We start from the raw sequence: 19,293 nt of genomic DNA, 5'->3' as shown, positions 1-19,293 counted from the left end.
GGCGTAGCTCAGTTGGTAGAGCACGGGATTGTGACTCCCGTTGTCGAGGGTTCGATCCCCTTCGTCCACCCCATATTTTGAAAAGGCGCCAGATTAATCGTCTGGCGCCTTTGCTTTAAGAGCTCCAGCGCGGATGTGGTGGAATTGGTAGACACACTGGATTTAGGTTCCAGCGCCGCGAGGCGTAAGAGTTCGAGTCTCTTCATCCGCACCAATTTCAAGGCGTCGCCCTGCCGCAAGGTGAGGTGAGGTTCAACAAAGAAGATGTTTGAGTTCTTTGTTAATGCAATATGGTGGGCGTAGCTCAGTTGGTAGAGCACGGGATTGTGACTCCCGTTGTCGAGGGTTCGATCCCCTTCGTCCACCCCATATTCGAAAGGCGCCAGATTTAACAGTCTGGCGCCTTTTTTGGTTTTGGCAGTTCTGGTTTTCGCGGTCGCAGGTGCTGGGCCGCAACGGCAGGGCGTTTCATCGTATTTATGTGTCTCGATGATACCGCGCTGTCTGCTTGCCCTGTTTGCGGGGTGGGCCGTCAGGGAGTTGGATGACGACCTCTTCTATATATAGAAGGGGCGACGCAGAGCCCTGGCGTGATGGGGTGTATTTGTCACCGGGGCGGGGTGCATCAGTGCCTTCGTACCGATAAATTGCCGGCTGTTTTCGGGCGTATTTGCAGTAGGGTGACTTCTTGAGTTTGACCCTCTAGAATGCATGCCCTTGATTGGGGTCGGAAATGGCCGGCTAACGTCTGTGCAACGAGGAATATCCATGCAAGTTTCTGTTGAAAATACTACTGCTATCGAGCGCCGCCTGAGCATTACCGTGCCGGCAGAGCGTATTGAGACTGCGGTCAACAAGCGTCTGCAGCAGACTGCCCAGAAGGCCAAGATCGCTGGTTTCCGTCCAGGCAAAGTGCCAATGAGCGAAATCAAGCGTCGTTTTGGTGCTGATGCGCGCCAGGACGCTGTGGGTGACGTGATCCAGGCTTCCTTCTACGAAGCCGTAGAAGCGCAGAACCTGAAGCCTGCTGGCTCGCCGTCGATCGAGCCTAAGTCCCTGGAAGCTGGCAAGGACCTGGAATACGTTGCCGTATTCGAAGTGTTCCCGGAGTTCGAAGTTGCCGGCTTCGAAGGTATCGCCGTAGAGCGCCTGAGCGCTGACGTGGCCGATGCCGACCTGGACAACATGCTGGAAATCCTGCGCAAGCAGAACACCCGTTTTGAAGTGACCGATCGCGCCGCTCAGAACGAAGACCAGCTGAACATCGATTTCGTTGGCAAGGTTGACGGCGAAGTATTCGCTGGCGGCTCCGCCAAGGGTACTCAGCTGGTGCTGGGTTCCAACCGCATGATCCCTGGCTTCGAAGACGGTCTGGTTGGCGCTAAAGCCGGCGAAGAGCGTGTTCTGAACCTGACTTTCCCTGCTGATTACCAGAACCTGGACCTGGCTGGCAAAGCCGCCGAGTTCACCGTGACCGTCAACAGCGTTTCCGAGCCTAAGCTGCCAGAGCTGAATGAAGAGTTCTTCGCTCAATTCGGCATCAAGGAAGCGACCCTGGAAGGTTTCCGCACCGAAGTTCGCAAGAACATGGAGCGCGAGCTGCGCCAGGCTATCAAGTCCAAGGTGAAAAACCAGGTCATGGACGGTCTGCTGGCCGCCAACCCGATCGAAGTGCCTAAGGCCCTGCTGTCCAACGAAGTGGATCGCCTGCGCGTTCAAGCGGTTCAGCAGTTCGGTGGCAACATCAAGCCTGATCAACTGCCGGCCGAGCTGTTCGAAGAGCAAGCCAAGCGTCGCGTTGTACTGGGTCTTGTCGTGGCAAAAGTGGTTGAGCAGTTCGAGCTCAAGCCTGACGAAGATCGCGTTCGCGAAATGATCCAGGAAATGGCTTCGGCCTACCAGGAGCCTGAGCAGGTCGTGGCTTGGTACTACAAGAACGACCAGCAGCTGAACGAAGTACGTTCGGTTGTGCTGGAAGAACAAGTTGTGGATACTGTTCTGCAGAAGGCTAAGGTGACCGATAAAGCGGTCTCTTACGAAGAAGCAGTCAAACCGGCGGAAGCAGCACAAGCCGACTGATTGTCCAACTCGTTGGAAATACAACCATAAGCCAGCCTCGCGCTGGCTTATGCGTTTTCAAGACATGACTATTTGGGAGTAACTGCAGAGCATGTTCCGTAATTCCTATATTCAGCAGAACTCTGATATCCAGGCCGCTGGCGGCCTGGTCCCGATGGTTGTAGAGCAGTCCGCTCGTGGCGAACGCGCCTACGACATCTACTCGCGCCTGCTCAAGGAGCGAGTGATCTTTCTGGTTGGCCCCGTAGAGGACTACATGGCCAACCTGATCTGTGCGCAGCTGCTGTTCCTTGAAGCCGAAAACCCGGACAAGGACATCCATCTCTACATCAACTCCCCAGGCGGTTCGGTGACGGCGGGTATGTCGATCTACGACACCATGCAGTTCATCAAGCCGAACGTGTCGACCACCTGCATTGGCCAGGCCTGCAGCATGGGCGCATTCCTGCTGACCGCGGGTGCCGAGGGCAAGCGCTTCTGCCTGCCGAACTCGCGCGTGATGATTCACCAACCACTGGGCGGTTTCCAAGGCCAGGCGTCGGACATCGAGATCCATGCCAAGGAAATCCTGTTTATCCGTGAGCGTCTCAACACGCTGATGGCCAAGCACAGCGGACGTACCCTGGAAGAAATCGAGCGCGACACCAACCGTGACAACTTCATGAGTGCCGAAGCCGCGCAAGCCTATGGCCTGATCGACAAAGTGATTGACCGTCGCCCAGCTTAATTAAGCCGCTCAAAATAGGGCTGGTCGGCATGCCCGACCACTTGCGGGCTTGAAAAAGCCCGCATAAGCCTTCATCTTGTGTTGCAAGCCTATCGGATTTGGATCGAACGAATGACTGACACCCGCAACGGCGAGGACAACGGCAAGCTGCTCTATTGCTCCTTCTGTGGCAAAAGCCAGCATGAAGTGCGCAAGTTGATTGCCGGCCCCTCGGTGTTTATCTGCGACGAGTGCGTCGACCTGTGCAATGACATCATCCGCGAGGAGGTGCAGGAAGCCCAGGCCGAGAGCAGTGCGCATAAATTGCCTTCGCCTAAAGAAATCAGCGGCATCCTTGACCAGTATGTCATCGGTCAAGAGCGTGCAAAGAAGGTTCTGGCCGTAGCGGTGTACAACCACTACAAACGCTTGAACCAGCGTGACAAGAAAGGTGACGAGGTCGAACTCGGCAAGAGCAACATCTTGCTGATCGGTCCTACAGGCTCGGGTAAAACCCTGCTTGCAGAAACCCTCGCTCGCCTGCTGAACGTTCCGTTCACCATCGCCGACGCCACCACCCTCACCGAGGCTGGCTACGTGGGTGAAGACGTCGAGAACATCATTCAGAAACTGCTGCAGAAGTGCGACTACGACGTAGAGAAGGCCCAGATGGGTATTGTCTACATCGACGAAATCGACAAGATCTCGCGCAAGTCCGACAACCCGTCGATCACCCGGGACGTTTCCGGTGAAGGCGTGCAGCAAGCCCTGTTGAAACTGATCGAAGGCACAGTTGCTTCTGTACCGCCACAAGGCGGCCGCAAGCACCCGCAGCAGGAATTCCTACAGGTTGATACGCGTAACATCCTGTTTATCTGTGGCGGTGCGTTCTCTGGTCTGGAAAAAGTAATTCAACAACGTTCCACCCGTGGTGGTATTGGTTTCAGTGCGGAAGTACGCAGCAAGGAAGAAGGCAAGAAGGTTGGCGAGTCCCTGCGTGAAGTCGAGCCTGACGATCTGGTCAAGTTCGGTCTGATCCCGGAATTCGTTGGTCGTCTGCCGGTCCTGGCGACGTTGGACGAGCTGGATGAGGCTGCTCTGATTCAGATCCTCACCGAGCCGAAAAACGCCCTGACCAAGCAATACGCCAAGCTGTTCGAGATGGAAGGTGTGGACCTCGAGTTCCGTACCGACGCGCTCAAATCGGTGGCCAAGCGGGCGCTGGAGCGCAAGACCGGTGCACGTGGTCTGCGTTCTATCCTGGAAGGCGTGTTGCTCGACACCATGTACGAAATCCCCTCGCAGTCCGAGGTGAGTAAAGTGGTGATCGACGAAAGCGTTATAGAAGGTAAGTCCAAGCCACTGTATATCTACGAAAACAGTGAGCCGACTGCCAAGGCTGCGCCAGACGCGTAAGCGTTTTGCAGTTGCTTTACAAACAAGGGGCCTCTAGGGGCCCCTTTGTTTTTGCACTCACTTTTAATTGCGGGATTTTTCCTGCGTTTTCCTGCTGGCATTAAGCTTGTTTTTTTTGCATGCAGCCCCCATCTTGGTTTCAAGTTTATTTTTCATCTGTCATAGAGGCGAAATCATGAAGACCACCATTGAATTGCCTCTCCTGCCGTTGCGTGATGTCGTCGTCTATCCGCACATGGTTATCCCGCTGTTCGTGGGGCGCGAGAAGTCAATCGAGGCGCTCGAAGCCGCGATGACGGGCGACAAGCAAATCCTGCTGTTGGCCCAGAAGAATCCCGCTGATGATGATCCGGGCGAAGATGCCCTGTATCGCGTCGGCACCATTGCCACTGTCCTGCAATTGCTCAAGCTGCCTGATGGCACCGTCAAGGTGCTGGTCGAAGGCGAGCAGCGCGGTGCGGTCGAGCGCTTCATGGAGGTGGACGGCCACCTGCGCGCTGAAGTGGCGCTGATCGACGAAGTCGAAGCGCCGGAGCGCGAATCCGAAGTCTTTGTACGCAGCCTGCTCTCGCAGTTCGAGCAGTATGTGCAGTTGGGCAAGAAGGTCCCGGCTGAAGTCCTGTCGTCCCTCAACAGCATTGATGAGCCAAGCCGCCTGGTCGATACCATGGCCGCGCACATGGCGCTGAAGATCGAGCAGAAGCAGGACATTCTCGAAATCATCGACCTGTCGACCCGTGTTGAACACGTGTTGGCGCTGCTGGATGCCGAAATCGACCTGCTGCAGGTCGAGAAGCGCATCCGTGGTCGTGTGAAGAAACAAATGGAGCGTAGCCAGCGCGAGTACTACCTGAATGAGCAGATGAAGGCCATTCAGAAAGAGCTCGGCGACAGCGAGGAAGGCCACAACGAAATCGAGGAGCTGAAAAAGCGCATCGATGCCGCCGGCCTGCCTAAAGACGCCCTGACCAAGGCCACTGCCGAGTTGAACAAGCTCAAGCAGATGTCGCCGATGTCGGCCGAAGCCACCGTGGTTCGTTCCTACATCGACTGGCTGGTGCAGGTGCCGTGGAAGGCCCAGACCAAAGTGCGCCTGGACCTGGCCCGTGCCGAAGACATCCTTGATGCCGACCACTACGGTCTTGAGGAAGTCAAAGAACGCATCCTCGAATACCTCGCGGTGCAAAAGCGCGTGAAGAAAATTCGTGGTCCGGTGTTGTGCCTGGTCGGTCCACCGGGTGTGGGTAAAACCTCCCTGGCCGAATCGATTGCCAATGCGACCAACCGCAAATTCGTGCGCATGGCCCTCGGTGGCGTGCGGGATGAGGCGGAAATCCGTGGTCATCGCCGTACTTACATCGGTTCGATGCCAGGAAGATTGATTCAAAAGATGACAAAGGTGGGTGTGCGCAACCCGCTGTTCCTGCTCGATGAAATCGACAAAATGGGCAGCGACATGCGTGGCGATCCGGCATCGGCCTTGCTCGAAGTGCTCGACCCTGAGCAGAACCACAATTTCAACGACCATTACCTGGAGGTCGACTACGACCTGTCCGACGTAATGTTCCTGTGCACCTCCAACTCCATGAACATCCCGCCAGCCTTGCTGGACCGGATGGAGGTGATTCGTCTGCCGGGTTACACCGAAGACGAGAAGATCAACATCGCCGTCAAATACCTCGCGCCCAAGCAGATTTCTGCCAACGGCCTGAAGAAGGGCGAGATCGAATTCGAGGTCGGGACCATCCGCGACATCGTGCGTTATTACACCCGCGAGGCCGGTGTACGGGGCCTGGAGCGCCAGATCGCGAAGATCTGCCGCAAGGCGGTCAAGGAACATGCACTGGAAAAACGCTTCTCGGTGAAGGTCACGGCTGACTCCCTGGAACACTTCCTCGGCGTGCGTAAATTCAGCTACGGCCTGGCCGAGCAGCAGGATCAAGTCGGTCAGGTCACCGGCCTGGCGTGGACCCAGGTGGGTGGCGAATTGCTGACCATCGAAGCCGCGGTGATCCCTGGCAAAGGCCAGCTTATCAAGACCGGTTCGCTGGGTGACGTGATGGTCGAATCCATCACCGCCGCACAGACCGTGGTGCGCAGCCGCGCCAAGAGCCTGGGGATTCCCCTGGACTTCCACGAGAAGCACGATACGCACATCCACATGCCGGAAGGGGCGACCCCGAAGGATGGTCCTAGCGCAGGTGTAGGCATGTGCACGGCCTTGGTGTCGGCGTTGACTGGTATTCCTGTGCGAGCTGACGTGGCCATGACCGGCGAGATTACCTTGCGCGGTCAGGTACTGGCCATTGGTGGCTTGAAAGAGAAATTGCTTGCGGCACACCGTGGCGGGATCAAGACCGTGATCATTCCTGAAGAGAATGTTCGCGACTTGAAGGAAATTCCTGACAACATCAAGCAGGATCTGCAGATTAAACCGGTTAAATGGATTGACGAGGTCCTGCAAATTGCGCTGCAATACGCGCCGGAGCCCTTGCCGGATGTGGCTCCGGAGATAGTCGCAAAGGATGAAAAGCGCGAGTCTGATTCCAAGGAAAGAATTAGCACGCATTAATGCGAATAAGCCTGGGGGCTTCCTTGACAGCTTTTTAGAGCCCTTGTTATAAAGCGGCTCTTATAAGTGTCTGTAGGCCATTCAGCACTGATTTTTGCTGTTTACCAAAAAACTTAGAATCATACTCAATAGATATATAAGGGGACTTAGAGTGAACAAGTCGGAACTGATTGATGCTATCGCTGCATCCGCTGATATCCCGAAAGCTGCTGCTGGCCGTGCGCTGGATGCAGTAATCGAATCCGTCACTGGCGCTCTGAAGGCCGGCGACTCCGTAGTACTGGTAGGCTTCGGTACTTTCTCTGTGACCGACCGCCCAGCTCGCACTGGCCGTAACCCACAGACTGGCAAAGCACTGCAAATCGCTGCTGCCAAGAAACCAGGTTTCAAAGCCGGTAAAGCCCTGAAAGAAGCCGTTAACTAAGCTTCGATCCAGCCTTTACCTACCCGGGTCGAACGCAGGTTCGACCTGGCAGCGGAGCGGCAGCAGACCCATGTATCCATCGGGTCGCCAAGCCGGGGGCAGATACCAACCCCGTCCGCTCCGCCAGTTGCGAGAAGGCGCATCCTTGGATGCGCCTTTCTTATATCCGTACTCTACCCACGCTCCACGGTTGCCAATTTTTGAAGTTCAACCGTTTCTGGGGGACGCATGCTGCAAAATATCAGGGACAATTCACAAGGCTGGATTGCCAAGACCATTATCGGGATCATCGTCGCGTTGATGGCGTTCACCGGTATCGAGGCCATTTTCCAGGCATCGGGTAACAACAAGCAGGACGTGGCCAAGGTCAACGGTGAAGAGATTACTCAAACCGAATTGAGCCAGGCCGTCGACATGCAACGCCGTCAGCTGATGCAACAGCTGGGCAAGGATTTCGATGCTTCACTGCTGGACGAAAAACTGCTGCGCGAAGCGGCCCTCAAGGGTCTGATCGATCGCAAGCTGTTGCTGCAAGGCGCTGCCGACTCCAAGTTCGGCTTCTCCGAGGCGGCACTGGATCAAACGATCCTGCTGACCCCCGAGTTCCAGGTGGATGGCAAGTTCAGCCCCGAGCGCTTTGATCAGGTGATCCGTCAGCTGGGCTACAGCCGTATGCAATTCCGTCAGATGCTGACCCAGGAAATGCTCATCGGCCAGGTTCGCGCAGGTATCGCCGGCAGCGGTTTCGTCACCGATGCCGAAGTGCTGGCATTCGCCCGTCTGGAAAAACAGACCCGCGATTTCGCCACCGTCAATATCAAGGCCAACCCGGCCGCGGTGAAGCTCACCGACGACGAGGTCAAGGCTTACTACGACCAGCACGCCAAAGAGTTCATGACGCCGGACCAAGTGGTCATCGACTATCTGGAGCTGAAGAAGGCATCGTTCTTTGATCAAGTCAGCGTCAAGGACGAAGATCTGCAGGCTGCCTATCAGAAAGAAACCGCCAACCTCGCTGAACAGCGTCGTGCCGCGCACATCCTGATTGAAGTCAACGACAAGGTCACCGACGCGCAAGCCAAGGCGAAGATCGAAGACATCCAGGCACGCCTGGCCAAGGGCGAGAAGTTCGAAGCCCTGGCCAAGGAGTTCTCCCAGGACCCAGGTTCGGCCAACAACGGCGGCGACCTCGGTTTTGCCGGTCCTGGCGTCTACGATCCAGACTTCGAAACTGCCTTGTACGCGTTGAACAAGGATCAGGTGTCGGCGCCGGTTCGTTCGACCTTCGGTTGGCACCTGATCAAGCTGTTGGGCGTTGAAGCACCTCAAGTGCCATCGTTTGCCAGCCTGAAAGACAAGCTGACCCGCGACCTCAAGACCCAGCAGGTTGAGCAGCGTTTTGTCGAAGCGACCAAGCAATTGGAAGATGCGGCATTCGAAGCCTCCGACCTGGCCCAGCCAGCGTCCGACCTGAAGCTGACCGTGCACACCTCCGCGCCGTTTGGCCGTGAAGGTGGCGAAGGCATTGCGGCCAACCGTGCCGTGATCACCGCAGCGTTCAGCCCGGAAGTGCTGGATGAGGGTGCCAACAGCAGCGCCATCGAACTGGACCCGGAAACCATCATCGTACTGCGTGCCAAAGAGCATCTGAAGCCAACGCAACTGCCGCTGGAAAGCGTTGCAGCGGCGATTCGCGCCCAGATGACCAAGGAACGTGCCAGTGCGGCGGCCAAGGTCCACGCTGACGAGTTGATCGCCAGCCTGCGTGATGGCAAGACCCCGCTGAATCAAGCCATCGACGGCCAGGCGTGGAAAGTGACTGAAGCGGCCACCCGCAATCAGGAATCTATCGACCCAGCCGTGCTGCAAGCCCTGTTCCGCATGCCAAAGCCTGCGTCCAAGGACAAGCCGACCTTTACCACCGTGACCCTGGCTGACGGCAGCCTGGTGATCGTGCGCTTGAACGGCGTCAACGAGGCTGTTGCCCCGACGGACGAAGAAAAGGCGCAAATTCGCCGCTTCCTCGCCTCCCGCAGTGGTCAGCAGGACTTTGCTGCGTACCGCAAGCAGTTGGAAACCCAGGCTGACATCAAGAAATTCTGATGCCCGCTTGAATAAAAAGCCCTCGGCCTGAAAAGACCGGGGGCTTTTTCATGGGCGTTTGCAAAGGGCCAGGAGCATCAACACCACCACCGCCCATGGAAATGCAATCACGCCCCAGCCTTGCAACAACACGCCACCGACCAATCCTCCACCTGCGATGCCCAGGTTCCAAACGGTGACCAGCATCGATTGTGCGGCATCCGCCGAGTCGCCGGCTGCCTTGGCCAGTGCCGTTTGCAGCAGGGCTGGCAGGCCACCGAACGCCAGGCCCCACAAGGCCACGCAGAGGTAGATCACGCTCGGCGAAGTGATCCAGAACGCCAGCGCCAGGGCGATCAGCCCGAACAACGCGCAACTGATCAGCACCAGCTTGCGCAGCCAGCGATCGATCAACACGCCCGTCAGCCAGATGCTCAACAGCGCGGCCAAGCCGAACACCAGCAGCACGCGGTCAATCTCGCCCGCAAGTCCGGCGGGCACCAACAACGGGGCGACGTAGGTATAGAGAATGTTGTGGGCCAGCACGTAGGTAAACGTTACCCATAACACCGGACGAATCCCGGGCAGGGTCAGTACCTGACGCAACCCCAGGCGTTTGCCTGCGGTTTGCCCGGCAAAGTCCGGCAAGGTCCAGCGGGCCCAGATCAGCAGCACGAGCGTCAGCCCGGTCATGATCGCAAAGCTCAGGCGCCAGCCTACGACGGTGCCGAGCAAAGTCCCCGCGGGGACCCCCAGCGACAACGCCAGCGGTGCCCCCAGCATCGCCAAGGCAATCGCCCGGCCTTGCAGATGTGGCGCGACCATCCGGCTTGCGTAACCCGCCAGCAACGCCCAGAGCAACCCGGCGAAAACTCCGGCGAAAAAGCGCGCCACCAGGGTCAGCCCGTAATGGCTGGAGAATGCGGTGATGCTGTTGACCACGGCAAAGCCGCCAATGGCCACCAGCAGCAATGGCCGTCGGCGCCAGCCACGGGTCCACATCGTCAGCGGGATGGTCGCGAGCAAGGAACCCAAGGCGTAAAGCGTAACCAATTGGCCGACGAGCGCGGGTGACACACCCAGGCCTTCGCCCATTTGTGGCAGCAGCCCGGCGGGCATGGCTTCGGTGAGGATGGTGATAAACCCGGCAAACGCCAGTGCCAATAAACCGCCCAGCGGCAACCCGTCATGCTGGGCTGTTGGGGTGGACTCGGTAAGTGATGTCATAACGCTGTATCCCTGCAAAAGGCCAGGAGACAGGGTAGGGGGCTGCGGGGCGCGGAAAAACAGGCTAAGGTTCCGAACTTATCGGACATCAGTGTCCGCAATTGAGGGCCACATCATGGACAGTCTGGGCAGCCTTTCGGTATTCGTGCAGGTGGCGGAGGCCCGCAGTTTTACCGCTGCCGGTCGAGTGTTAGGGATTTCCTCCTCGGCTGTAGGCAAAAGCATCGCACGCATGGAGGAGCGTCTCGGTGTGCGCCTGTTCCACCGCAGTACGCGCAGTATTACTTTGACCGCCGAAGGGGCGCTGTTCCTTGAGCGTTCACGGCGCATCCTGGCTGAGGTCGAGGCCGCCGAGCGCGAGCTGACCGACGCCAGCGCCACGCCTCGGGGCAAACTACGCATCAGTGTGCCGCAGGTACGCGGTTTATTGATGCCGGTGCTCAGCGACTTCATGCGGGCCTATCCGCAGATCGAGCTGGACGTGGATTTTTCCGACCGCATGGTGGATGTGATCGAGGAAGGGTTCGACGCGGTGATTCGCACCGGCAAGCCGGAAGATTCGCGCCTGATGGCACGCCACCTGGGGCATTACCAACTGGTGCTGGTGGGTACGCCGGCGTATTTCCAGGAACACGGCACCCCACAACAGCCGCGGCACTTGAACGATCACGCGTGCCTGCGGCACAAGTTCTGTGCGACTGGCAAGCTGGAGCCCTGGCCCTTGCGCCTCGAAGCCGGCGCGGCAGAACCGATCCTGCGTACACCGCTGGTCAGCACCACCATCGAGTCCCTCAACCATGTGGTGCACGAGGGGTTGGGCATCGCCTGCCTGCCTGATTACATGGTCAACCACGCCGTGCGGGAAGGGCGCTTGCAGCGGGTGCTGGATGACTACCTGGAACACCGTGGCAGTTTCTGGCTGCTGTGGCCATCAAGTCGCCATGCCTCGGCCAAATTGCGCGTATTTATTGATCATATGTGCGCAGGGCTTTTTCCTGCGGGGCCCACGACGTAAGGCTGTGACGTTTTACCGACAGGAATGCGCGCGCCAAGGCCTCGTTCTGTTGCACAATACCGCCCGAACTGTTTTGCTCAGGATTTTCAATGTCGACATCATTTCACTTGCGCAGCCTTGGGTTGGCGCTGGTGCTGGCGGGCGCCGCGGGCTGCTCGTCACCCAAGACCGCTATTTATGAACATGAGAATTTCGACGACTCCGGCACCTTTTCCCGATCCTATCCGGTCAGTGATGTGGCGGCGTGCGAAGCGGCGCGACGCGCCCTGCTCAGCCAGGGCTACATCATCACCAGCAGCGATCCGAAGTTGGTGGTGGGTAACAAGAGTTTCCAGCAGACCGGCGAGACCCATCTGCAGATCAGCTTCAACGTGGTGTGCGCCGATGATGGCAAAGGCACCAACCACTCGACGATGTTCGCCAACGCCTTGCAGGATCGCTACGCGCTGAAGAAGGTCAACAACTCCGCGAGCCTGGGAGTTGGCGTGCTGGGTTCGGTGTCGATGCCGATTGGCTCCACCGATGACTCAATGGTCAAAGTCGCAAGCGAGACCGTTTCGGCGCCGAAGTTCTACGAGCGTTACTTTGCGCTGGTGGATGTGTTCCTGCCCCAGGAAGTGAAAAAGGCCGAGCATATTCCCGAGCAGCCGAAAGCTGACTTGGGCGTGCCAGAGCCTAAAGTCGCTCCGGCTGCCGAGAAGGTCGAGGCGCCGAAGGAAGAGCCTGCCGTTTCAGAGCCGCTTGCGCCGCCTGTGGAACCCGCGCCGATTGCGCCGCAGCAAGAGCCTGCCGCCGCACCGGCGACCAGCAACCCGGCGCTACCGGCACCAACAGAAGCAATTGCGCCCCTGCCGACACCGGCGCCGTAAATCAGACCGTCACGGGGTTGGCCTTGTCGACGTTGATCCCGTAGCGTCTGATCGCTTCACTGACTTTATCGCGACCGATCACGCCGTCATCCGCCAGCGCCTTGAGCGCCGCCAGTGCGATGAAGTGGCGGTCCACCTCGAAGAACACACGCAAGGTTTCCCGCGTATCCGATTGCCCAAAGCCATCGGTGCCCAAGGCAACAAAGCGGCGGCCGGGGACGAACGGGCGAATCTGATCGGCAAACAACTTCATGTAGTCCGTCGCCACCACCACCGGCCCGGTTTGACCGGCCAGGCATTGTTCGACATAGCTCACTCGGGGCTCGCTCTGCGGGTGCAACAGGTTCCAGCGTTCCACCTCATGCCCGTTACGGCGCAGTTCGGTGAGGCTGGTCGCGCTCCACACAGTGCTGTGCACGCAGAAATCCTTCTCCAGTAACTCGGCAGCCGCAATCACTTCCCGCAGGATCGAACCGCTGCCCATCAGTTGTACCTGCGCCTGCGCGTGTTGGGTGAGCGGGTAAACGCCCTTGAGAATGCCATCCTCCACACCGTCTGGCATCGCCGGGTGCGGGTAGTTTTCGTTGAGTAGGGTGATGTAGTAGTAAATGTCCTCCTGCTCGACATACATGCGCCGCATGCCCTCGCGAATAATTACCGCGAGCTCGTAGGCAAAGGTTGGGTCGTAGGACACGCAGCACGGAATCACCGACGACAGGATATGGCTGTGACCATCGTCATGCTGCAAGCCTTCGCCCATCAGCGTAGTACGTCCGGCGGTGGCGCCCAGCAGGAAACCCCGTGCCCGCGCATCGCCTGCTGCCCAGGCCAGGTCACCGATGCGCTGAAAACCGAACATCGAGTAGAAAATGTAGAACGGCACGGTCATCAAACCGTGGTTGCTGTAGGACGTACTCGCCGCAATCCATGCGGAAATCGCGCCGGACTCATTCAGACCTTCCTGCATGATCTGCCCGTCCTTGCTCTCCTTGTAGTAGCTCAATTGCCCGGCGTCCTGCGGCGTATAGAGCTGTCCGACGGCAGAGTGGATGCCTATCTGGCGAAACAGGCTTTCCATGCCGAAGGTGCGCGATTCATCCGGCACGATGGGCACTATCAGTTTGCCCAGGTGCGGGTCCTTGAGCAGCGTGCCGAGGATGCGCACGAAGGCCATGGTGGTGGAAATCGAGCGCTCGCCGGTGTCCTTGAGCTGAGCGCCGAAGGCCGATAGCTCAGGGATCTGCAGCGATTCCACGGCGCTGTGACGCGCAGGCACATAGCCGCCCAACGCCTGGCGGCGGGCGGCGAAGTAGCGCGCCTCTTCACTGTCGGCGGCAGGTTTGATGTAGGGAGTCTCGGCGAGTTGTTCGTCGGCCACTTCCAGGTCGAAGCGGTCGCGAAACGCCTTCACGGCATCAGCGCCCATTTTCTTCAGCTGGTGATTGATGTTCTGGCCTTCGCCGGCTTCGCCCATGCCGTAGCCCTTGACGGTTTTCGCCAGGATCACCGTGGGTTGGCCGGTGTGACGCATGGCGGCGGCGTAGGCGTTATAGACCTTGTCCGGATCATGCCCGCCTCGTGAGAGCTTCCAGATGTCGTCGTCGGACATATCTGCAACCAGTGCCAGCAGCTCCGGGTATTTGCCGAAGAAATGTTCACGCACGTAGGCGCCGTTCTGGGACTTGTAGTTTTGATAGTCGCCATCCACGCATTCCATCATGCGTTGGCGCAGCAGGCCGGTCTGGTCTTTCTCCAGCAGGGCATCCCAGCCGCCGCCCCAGATGACCTTGATCACGTTCCAGCCGGCGGCGCGGTAAAGGCTTTCGAATTCCTGGATCACTTTGGCGTTGCCGCGTACCGGGCCGTCCAGCCGTTGCAGGTTGCAGTTGACGACAAAGATCAGGTTGTCGAGTTTCTCGCGCCCGGCCAGGGAAATGGCCGCCAGGGATTCCGGTTGGTCCATCTCGCCGTCGCCCAGGAACGCCCAGACTTTACGGCCCTGATGCTGCTTGAGGCCGCGTAATTCCAGGTAACGCATAAAGCGCGCCTGGTACGCCGCGGTGATCGGCCCGAGGCCCATGGACACCGTAGGAAATTGCCAGAAATCCGGCATCAGTCGTGGATGCGGATACGAGGAAATACCCTCGCCACCGGCCTCGCGACGGAAGTTGTCCAGTTGCGCCTCGCTGATGCGGCCTTCGAGATAGGCGCGGCCATAGATGCCGGGTGAGGAGTGGCCCTGGATGTACACCAGGTCGCCGTCAAAAGTGTCGGTTCGGCCACGGAAGAAGTGGTCGAAACCTACGTCATACAGCACGGCGGCTGACGCATAGGTTGCGATATGCCCACCGACACCGGAGTGTTTGCCCGCCCGCAACACCATGGCCATGGCGTTCCAGCGGATGTAGGCATTGGTGCGCCGCTCGATGGCCAGGTTGCCGGGGTAGGGCAATTGGCGGTCCACCGCAATGGTGTTGACGTAGGGGGTGGTCACCCGTCCGTAGAAATCACCATGGCGCGCAACGTCGAAATCCAGCAACTGATCGATCAGGTAGTGGGCGCGCGGGCGGCCTTCGGTGGACAACACCGATTCGATGGACTCCAGCCACTCGCGGGTTTCCTGTGGGTCGTCGTCGTGTCTGACTGCGTTGTTCGGGGACATGTGAGGCTCCAGGGTAGGCGGATTTCAGGTGGCGGGCTCTTTGTGGGAGTGTCGGCCATGTAGTTGCAATTGCAACTACATGGCCGAATCTAACGCGGGATGAGCTACTATTGCAACCTTCTTGAAATTCCCCGGATGGTGTTGCATGTCGTCGAAAGAGCCGGATGTATGGTTCCGTTTTGTCAGGGCCCACAGGACCGTCATCCGTGAAATCGAACGGCGCCTGGCCGCTGCCGGATTGCCGGCGTATGCCTGGTACGACGCCTTGTGGGGCCTGGAAAGCGGCCCCGAGGGCACCCGCCGCATGCATGAACTGGCGGATGTACTGGCCATCGAGCGCTACAACCTCACGCGGCTGGTGGACCGCCTGGAAAAAGACGGGCTGGTGGTGCGTTCGCGTTTTGACGGCGATGGCCGCGGGTCATTCGCCACCATCACGGAGGCGGGCAAAGTGCTGCGCAAGAAAATGTGGAAGATCTACGAAAGCACGGTGGATGAGTTATTCCTGTCGCAAATTGAACCGGAGCAGCGCCAGGTGTTTGCCGATACCCTGGAGCGCACAGCCACGTTGGCAGTGCGCAGTCGTAGCAAGATCTGAAGAACCTTGCAGTCCACTTCATGACAGTCGATAGCGGGCCATCGCCGTTTCTACCTGCTGTGAATCGATACGCCCCTCATCGGCCAAAGCCCTGAGCGCCGCCGCCACAATCCAATACCGACTCGGCGCCGAAGCCTGCACCGTTCCCGCCCCCAGCGGTACAAACCGGGCATCCACATAGCCCGCCAACTGATCAACGATCGGCTGCGGGTAACCTGTGACAGCGATCACCGGCGCGTCACTCCCCGACAGGCAACTGCGCAAGTGGCAACCGCGCCGGGGCGCTGTGGGGTGCAGGCGGTTCCAGCTTTCGGCGCCTGCCGCTTCACGGGCCAGGCGCGTGTAGCTGGGGCAACTCCATAGTTGTGCGCGGATAGTCCAATCTTGCTTGAGCAGCCGCGCGGCGTGGACGACCTCTTCAAGCGCCTGACCAGCGCCGAGCAAGCGCACATCACCCGTATGCCCTCGCTGTAGCGGATACATGCCCTTGAGCGTGTCCTCACGGTCTTGCTCGCTCAAGGTGCGCGCACCGTCTTGATCATGCAGCGCCAGGTAATAGAACCCAGGTTTGCCGTCGACATACAGTGCCTGCAACCCCGCCAGCACAATCGCCCGGGTTTCTGCGCCCGAAGCCGGATCGTACGGCATGCAATGCGGGTTGGTGGCGAGCCACAACGGCAAGGACGGTTGTGCGCCCTTGGGCCAGGCGGAAGGATGGTTTTCGATGTCATTGCACAGAATGCCGCGCTGTGCCGTCTGCCCGGACAGCGCACACAATTGCGCCGACGACGCGGCGCTGTGCAGGTACAGCAGCGGTTTTTCCGCGGTATTGCGCGCGAACCAGGTGGGCCAGCTGCCTACCCGCCGGGGGGGGGACTGAGCGCGAATCACCCAGGCCTGCCTGCTCGATTCCAGGGTGTTGGCCATGGTCATCACCGTGTATAGCGGCGAATTGTGCGAGTGCGCGGCGCTATCGAGCGCCGCGATGCAAAGTTGTGCGGCGTGGGCAGTAGAGGCGGGCATGGGTGGGCTCCCTGAAGACGGATGGCCGTACCCTAATGGAGTTTCACATATAATTGCAATTGCAACTAAAAACCCAAGTGCTAAATCGACACAACGCTGCTACGTTTAATCCTGAGGTGCAGGAACGTCATGACGCTGACTTTTTTTCGTCATAACGGCACTTTAGGCTGGTCAGGCAGGTCATTTATCTGCAACCGCTTTCAATCAGACAAGGAGCCCACCATGGACGACTACCAAGAAGAACTGCTCGAGTACCACGCGATTGAGTTGGACCCGCTGGAACCCGCAGACGATGCCACCGAGCTGTAAGACCGACTTCAGGCGGAATGCCGCTGACTGCGGCGAAATTCCCCTGGGGTCTGGTTGTTCCATCGCCTGAACGCCCGTTGAAACGCCTGGGCCGAGGCAAAACCGAGCAAGTAGGCGATCTCGCCGAACGCCAACTCCGTATCGCGAATGTAGGTCATGGCAAGGTCGCGGCGGGTGTCGTTGAGAATCGCGCGGAACTGGGTACCTTCGTCGGCCAGTTTGCGGCGCAATGTCCAGGTCGGCAGCTTCAAGCGTGCCGCCACTTCTTCCAGGTCGGGTTCCCGGCCGCCATTGAGCATCGGCCCGAGCAACCGGGTAATGCGCTCGCGCAGGCTGCGGGTGCGGGTCAACTGCTCCAATTCCCGTTCACACAATTGCAACAACAAATGCCAGGTACTGGGGCAATGTTGTGGATTGCGCAGGGCCAGGGTGGATTGGTTCAGGCGCAGTTGATTGGACGCGGCACCAAACTGCACCGGGCTGTCGCCCAGCCGGTTGTATTGTTCGCTGTAGTCCGGTGCTTCAAATTCGATTTCAATGCGTTGTGCCTGCACCGGCTGTTGGGCCAGGCTCGATAGCTGGTGCAGCCAGCCGGCGATGATCGAATCCACCACAAAGCGGTTGTAGGCGTTGTAGGGGCTGATGGAATAGAAGCGCAGCCAGGCGCCCTCGGCGTCCTCATGAAAACTCGATTGCCCGCGATAGTTGGAGCCGTACAACGCTTCAAAACGCGTCAGCGTGCGTGCGGCTTCACGAACGTTGGGCGCCTGGGCGGCGGTGACCCCGGCCAGGCCCGCCTGGCTCAGCCGGCTGAGCTGGCCCATGCGCAGGCCCAGGCTCGGGTCGCCAGTGAGCTGGATGGCCGCGTGGCCCAGGCGCATGTAACGGGGGATCGATAACCGCGCACCGGCTTCGGCGAGGCGCGCAGGGTCCAGGCCGTATTGCAGCAGTAGCGGTTGCGGGTCCAGTCCGTGGCTTTGAATGGCATCTGCCAAGGTGTGCACAAAGCCCACCGACAGATCCCCCAGGCGCACCGGTTTCACAGCCAGACATTCAACATGCGCGCGCCACGGGCTTCACCGTCGGCGCTGATCTGCCCGTTGTCGCTCAGGAAGCTGTGGCCGGCGGTGCCCAGGTCCCAGAATTGCCCGCGCAAAAACACGCTCATGCCGGCGGTTGCCTGGCTGATGGGTTGTTGGCTGATCAGGGTGAGGCGGCGCCAGGCCTCGCCTTCGCTGAGTTCTTCGGGCTTGAGGCTGATTTCCGGAGGTGTCGACACGCTTTTGAACCCGCGCCACGGTCGGTCCCAGGTATCGCGACCGAGCACAAAGGCCGGCACTGCGATCAGTTGAGCGCCTTGTTCGTTGAGTTTGCGGTAGTTGTCCGGATACCAACTGTCACTGCCTACCAGCACGCCGAGGCGGCCGGCCGGTGTGTCGACCACGCTGACGACGTTCTCATCGCCTGGCGTGATAAAGCCGCGCTCATCGTAGATCGGGTAGAGCTGGCGCTGCGGCTGGCCCACCGGCAGGCCTTCGGCGCTGAACACCAGACTGGCGTTGTACAGCGCGCCATGGCCGACCTGCAGTTGCCCCTGGCTCACACTCGGGTTGGGCAGGGCGATGGAGCCGGCCACCAGGGTGACGCCGAACTCCTTGGCCAAACCGCCGAACACCAACTGATAGTCCCGCGCCATGCCGGAGGCTTTCATGCGCAGGTAGGCATCGTCCATGCGGTTATCGCCGGTGGCGCTGATCCAGGCACGGGCGAACAGCAAGGGGTTGCTGGCCGATAGCCAGTTCATCGCATCCTTCGCGTGCAGGGCCTGGTAGACCTCATTTTTTTCGCCGGTGAGCATCAGCCAGGTGCCGATATGTTCCGGCAGCACCACGATGGTCTTGGGGTTGATCAGCCCCTGATCCCGGGCATTTTGCAGATAGGCCGCCAGCTTCAGGTGCAGGCGTTCCAGGCTCTGGTAGTCGGCAGGGAACAGTTCCGGCTGGATGCCCAGCAGGTTGCCACGATCGGCCGGCACCCCTTCGTTCACCGCAAGGGTAATGCGCAGGTCCGACAGGTAATGCGCCACAGGGCGCTCCTGGGTCCAGACCAGATACGTGGCGACGGCGGCAACCAGGGCCAGGGAGACGGTAAAAGCTAGAAGTTTACGCATGGGGCAACAGACAACAGACCGTGTGCAGGGTTCGCCGACTAGGGTAGGGCCCATGGGGCGGCTTGCCAAGGGGCGCTGCGCATTTGGATCAATAACTTGTCAGTTTCGGTCATTGAGCCGTAGTCCAGTGCCTCTTAGTCT

Annotated in this window: 15 protein-coding genes and 2 tRNA genes; 12 read left to right on the top strand and 5 right to left on the bottom strand. The window is 59.2% G+C overall.

What is annotated here, in order from left to right; translation table 11 throughout:
• Positions 1 to 129: 129 nt before the first annotated feature.
• From OPU96_RS06795 to OPU96_RS06760, 8 genes are all read left to right on the top strand, one after another.
• Positions 130 to 214: transfer RNA gene (locus OPU96_RS06795), tRNA-Leu, on the top strand.
• A 79-nt stretch (positions 215 to 293) separates the two neighbouring features.
• Positions 294 to 369, top strand: a tRNA-His gene (locus OPU96_RS06790).
• A 399-nt stretch (positions 370 to 768) separates the two neighbouring features.
• Positions 769 to 2,079, top strand: a complete 1,311-nt coding sequence (gene tig, locus OPU96_RS06785; RefSeq protein ID WP_226456446.1) for a trigger factor — start codon at positions 769 to 771, stop codon at positions 2,077 to 2,079.
• A 91-nt stretch (positions 2,080 to 2,170) separates the two neighbouring features.
• Positions 2,171 to 2,806: an ATP-dependent Clp endopeptidase proteolytic subunit ClpP gene (clpP, locus tag OPU96_RS06780; protein ID WP_071487154.1), complete on the top strand. Its 636-nt coding sequence runs from the start codon at positions 2,171 to 2,173 to the stop codon at positions 2,804 to 2,806.
• Between the two features lie 111 nt (positions 2,807 to 2,917).
• Positions 2,918 to 4,201, top strand: a complete 1,284-nt coding sequence (gene clpX / locus OPU96_RS06775; RefSeq protein WP_003238279.1) for an ATP-dependent Clp protease ATP-binding subunit ClpX — start codon at positions 2,918 to 2,920, stop codon at positions 4,199 to 4,201.
• Positions 4,202 to 4,376: 175 nt separating this feature from the next.
• The gene (gene lon, locus OPU96_RS06770) at positions 4,377 to 6,773 is read left to right on the top strand and encodes an endopeptidase La (RefSeq protein WP_192296650.1); all 2,397 of its coding nucleotides are present in this window, start codon (positions 4,377 to 4,379) and stop codon (positions 6,771 to 6,773) included.
• A 151-nt stretch (positions 6,774 to 6,924) separates the two neighbouring features.
• Positions 6,925 to 7,197, top strand: coding sequence for an HU family DNA-binding protein (locus tag OPU96_RS06765; RefSeq protein WP_003174819.1), 273 nt, complete (start codon positions 6,925 to 6,927; stop codon positions 7,195 to 7,197).
• A gap of 228 nt (positions 7,198 to 7,425) precedes the next feature.
• Entirely contained in the window at positions 7,426 to 9,300 is a 1,875-nt protein-coding gene (locus OPU96_RS06760; protein ID WP_498558893.1) for a SurA N-terminal domain-containing protein, read from the top strand.
• A gap of 48 nt (positions 9,301 to 9,348) precedes the next feature.
• Here OPU96_RS06760 and OPU96_RS06755 read toward each other — a convergent pair whose 3' ends face one another.
• The gene (locus tag OPU96_RS06755; protein WP_498558892.1) at positions 9,349 to 10,506 is read right to left on the bottom strand and encodes an MFS transporter; all 1,158 of its coding nucleotides are present in this window, start codon (positions 10,504 to 10,506) and stop codon (positions 9,349 to 9,351) included.
• 115 nt (positions 10,507 to 10,621) lie between these two features.
• Here OPU96_RS06755 and OPU96_RS06750 point away from each other — a divergent pair, with 115 nt between their 5' ends.
• Both OPU96_RS06750 and OPU96_RS06745 read left to right on the top strand, forming a co-directional pair.
• Positions 10,622 to 11,521, top strand: a complete 900-nt coding sequence (locus OPU96_RS06750; RefSeq protein WP_498558891.1) for a LysR family transcriptional regulator — start codon at positions 10,622 to 10,624, stop codon at positions 11,519 to 11,521.
• Between the two features lie 89 nt (positions 11,522 to 11,610).
• On the top strand, positions 11,611 to 12,390 hold the full coding sequence (locus OPU96_RS06745) for a DUF2242 domain-containing protein (RefSeq protein WP_192296646.1): 780 nt from the start codon (positions 11,611 to 11,613) through the stop codon (positions 12,388 to 12,390).
• A 1-nt stretch (position 12,391) separates the two neighbouring features.
• On the opposite strand, the gene aceE is transcribed toward OPU96_RS06745, so the two are convergent.
• Entirely contained in the window at positions 12,392 to 15,052 is a 2,661-nt protein-coding gene (gene aceE / locus OPU96_RS06740) for a pyruvate dehydrogenase (acetyl-transferring), homodimeric type (protein WP_498558890.1), read from the bottom strand.
• Between the two features lie 145 nt (positions 15,053 to 15,197).
• Here aceE and OPU96_RS06735 point away from each other — a divergent pair, with 145 nt between their 5' ends.
• Positions 15,198 to 15,650, top strand: coding sequence for a MarR family winged helix-turn-helix transcriptional regulator (locus OPU96_RS06735; protein ID WP_226456440.1), 453 nt, complete (start codon positions 15,198 to 15,200; stop codon positions 15,648 to 15,650).
• Positions 15,651 to 15,668: 18 nt separating this feature from the next.
• Here the strand turns inward: OPU96_RS06735 and OPU96_RS06730 are convergent, their stop codons facing one another.
• Complete coding sequence (locus OPU96_RS06730; RefSeq protein WP_498558889.1) at positions 15,669 to 16,673, bottom strand: transketolase-like TK C-terminal-containing protein; 1,005 nt, start codon at positions 16,671 to 16,673, stop codon at positions 15,669 to 15,671.
• Positions 16,674 to 16,802: 129 nt separating this feature from the next.
• Between OPU96_RS06730 and OPU96_RS06725 the strand changes: the two genes are divergently transcribed.
• Positions 16,803 to 16,982 (top strand): hypothetical protein, encoded by a 180-nt coding sequence (locus tag OPU96_RS06725; RefSeq protein ID WP_305391137.1) that lies wholly within the window; start codon positions 16,803 to 16,805, stop codon positions 16,980 to 16,982.
• Positions 16,983 to 16,990: 8 nt separating this feature from the next.
• On the opposite strand, the gene OPU96_RS06720 is transcribed toward OPU96_RS06725, so the two are convergent.
• Both OPU96_RS06720 and OPU96_RS06715 read right to left on the bottom strand, forming a co-directional pair.
• The gene (locus OPU96_RS06720) at positions 16,991 to 18,025 is read right to left on the bottom strand and encodes an AraC family transcriptional regulator (protein WP_192296642.1); all 1,035 of its coding nucleotides are present in this window, start codon (positions 18,023 to 18,025) and stop codon (positions 16,991 to 16,993) included.
• Entirely contained in the window at positions 18,022 to 19,152 is a 1,131-nt protein-coding gene (locus OPU96_RS06715; RefSeq protein ID WP_498558888.1) for a carbon-nitrogen hydrolase family protein, read from the bottom strand. The genes OPU96_RS06720 and OPU96_RS06715 overlap by 4 nt, the downstream gene beginning before the upstream one ends.
• Positions 19,153 to 19,293 lie beyond the last annotated feature (141 nt).

This window comes from Pseudomonas sp. RP-B7 (assembly GCF_059803535.1).
The sequence above is the reverse complement of the archived record's forward strand: the minus strand, read 5'-3'. Positions and strand labels throughout refer to the sequence as shown.

Coding starts and splice junctions, on each gene's coding strand:
- tig (WP_226456446.1), top strand. CDS start 769: ATGCAAGTTTCTGTTGAAAATACTACTGCTATCGAGCGCCGCCTGAGC.
- clpP (WP_071487154.1), top strand. CDS start 2,171: ATGTTCCGTAATTCCTATATTCAGCAGAACTCTGATATCCAGGCCGCT.
- clpX (WP_003238279.1), top strand. CDS start 2,918: ATGACTGACACCCGCAACGGCGAGGACAACGGCAAGCTGCTCTATTGC.
- lon (WP_192296650.1), top strand. CDS start 4,377: ATGAAGACCACCATTGAATTGCCTCTCCTGCCGTTGCGTGATGTCGTC.
- OPU96_RS06760 (WP_498558893.1), top strand. CDS start 7,426: ATGCTGCAAAATATCAGGGACAATTCACAAGGCTGGATTGCCAAGACC.
- OPU96_RS06755 (WP_498558892.1), bottom strand. CDS start 10,506: ATGACATCACTTACCGAGTCCACCCCAACAGCCCAGCATGACGGGTTG.
- OPU96_RS06750 (WP_498558891.1), top strand. CDS start 10,622: ATGGACAGTCTGGGCAGCCTTTCGGTATTCGTGCAGGTGGCGGAGGCC.
- OPU96_RS06745 (WP_192296646.1), top strand. CDS start 11,611: ATGTCGACATCATTTCACTTGCGCAGCCTTGGGTTGGCGCTGGTGCTG.
- aceE (WP_498558890.1), bottom strand. CDS start 15,052: ATGTCCCCGAACAACGCAGTCAGACACGACGACGACCCACAGGAAACC.
- OPU96_RS06735 (WP_226456440.1), top strand. CDS start 15,198: ATGTCGTCGAAAGAGCCGGATGTATGGTTCCGTTTTGTCAGGGCCCAC.
- OPU96_RS06730 (WP_498558889.1), bottom strand. CDS start 16,673: ATGCCCGCCTCTACTGCCCACGCCGCACAACTTTGCATCGCGGCGCTC.
- OPU96_RS06725 (WP_305391137.1), top strand. CDS start 16,803: ATGACGCTGACTTTTTTTCGTCATAACGGCACTTTAGGCTGGTCAGGC.
- OPU96_RS06715 (WP_498558888.1), bottom strand. CDS start 19,152: ATGCGTAAACTTCTAGCTTTTACCGTCTCCCTGGCCCTGGTTGCCGCC.